Annotated in this window: 2 protein-coding genes and 1 pseudogene; 2 read left to right on the forward strand and 1 reads right to left on the reverse strand. The window is 45.3% G+C overall.

What is annotated here, in order from left to right; all coding sequences use genetic code 11:
• Both AC2VE5_RS27275 and AC2VE5_RS27280 read left to right on the forward strand, forming a co-directional pair.
• Positions 1 to 456, forward strand: a 456-nt coding sequence (locus AC2VE5_RS27275; protein WP_486890664.1) for an SDR family oxidoreductase, incomplete at its 5' end; no start/stop codon positions are given.
• Positions 457 to 543: 87 nt separating this feature from the next.
• Positions 544 to 1,404 (forward strand): SDR family oxidoreductase, encoded by an 861-nt coding sequence (locus AC2VE5_RS27280; RefSeq protein ID WP_486890665.1) that lies wholly within the window; start codon positions 544 to 546, stop codon positions 1,402 to 1,404.
• Positions 1,405 to 1,456: 52 nt separating this feature from the next.
• Here AC2VE5_RS27280 and AC2VE5_RS27285 read toward each other — a convergent pair.
• A pseudogene (locus AC2VE5_RS27285) lies at positions 1,457 to 1,560 on the reverse strand (IS1595 family transposase); the annotation flags it as partial.

Below are 1,560 nucleotides of genomic sequence, written 5' to 3' on the forward strand. Positions count from 1 at the left end.
CCGCTCCATGAGCAATCGGTTGAAGACTTCGACAAACTGATGGCGATTAATGTCAGGGGACTGTTTCTGTGCATGAAATACGAAATTCAACAGATGCTCACTCAAGGAGCAGGAGTGATTGTCAACAATTCTTCAATGGGCGGACTCATTGCATTTCCTGGGGTAAGTCCCTATATCGCTAGTAAACATGCCGTAATGGGATTGACTCGTTCTGCTGCCCTTGACTATGCCAAGCAAGGCATTCGGATTAATGCGGTGAATCCTGGATTGATTGCCACAGATATGATGAATCGCCTCGCTGATGGTAATCCAGAGCAGATGGCATCGATTGTCCCAATGGGGCGGCTGGGTCAAGCTGAAGAAATCGCGGCAACCGTTGTGTTTTTATGTTCTGATGCTGCAAGCTACATTACAGGTCAGCCTATCGTGATTGACGGTGGATACACAGCAACCTGAAAAAGAGTAGATGTTTCGCTTAACAAATACTAACGGTGATCGTAGTGAAGACGTGAAAGCAAAATTCAAACAAAAAAGGATAAAACCATGATCTTGGTAACAGGAGCCACCGGACAGTTGGGTATAGCAGTAGTCAAAAATCTGATGGAAAAAACATCCGCCAACCAATTCGCTGCATTTGTGCGTGATGAAAGTAAAGCCTCTGCCTGGAGAGAAAAAGGGGTAGATATCCGTGTAGGCAACTACGATGATACTGCTTCACTTGACAAAGCCATGCAGGGCATTGAAAAAGTCTTACTGATCGCCGGAACGGATGAAGTTAACCGCCTTCGGCAACACCAAAATGTCGTGGATGCCGCAAAAAAAGCAGGGGTTCAATGTGTCGCCTACACCAGTCGAACGTTGAAAGACAGAAACACTTTGGCAAACAAGTTGATGGAGGGTCATTTTCAGACGGAAGATTATATCAAGGAGTGTGGATTGAACTATGTCATATTTCGCAATGTCTTGTATATGGACACCATTAGGCAGTTTGTAGGGGAAAGAGTTTTTGATACGGGTATCAACTTACCGACTGGTCGGGGACTCGTCCCCTTTGCCCTGAGAAGCGAAATGGGCGAAGCGATCGCCAATGCACTGTTAAAGAGCGTTTCCAGTAACCGAATCTACAAACTCACAGGAAATGAGTCCTATTCCTTTGACGATGTTGCTGCTACCCTTTCCGACTTGTCAGGCAAAGAGGTAGGTTATACGCCGATTGAGAAATCAGCCTTTGAGGCGCAAATGAAAGAACGCGGTGTCCCCGGAACTATGATTGAGAGAATCGCAGGTTTTCTAACCGACATTAAAAACGGGCAGGAAGAAGAAGTAAGCCCCGATCTGGAGAATCTTCTTGGGCGAAAACCTGCATCGCTTAAAGAGGGGTTGAAAGTTCTTTTCAATTTCTGATTAAATATAGGGAGAACAATAAAAATGAAGGCTCAATAGGTGTTTCAGGGAGCTAAGTAAGAAGGGTCTCCAACAAAGCACTCAGCAAGGCTTTCCCTCGCTTTTTGGCATTGTGGACGAACTCGAAAAAGCTCAAGTACAAGGGTAACTTTTCTT

Source organism: Aliterella sp. E5.1 (assembly GCF_057473825.1).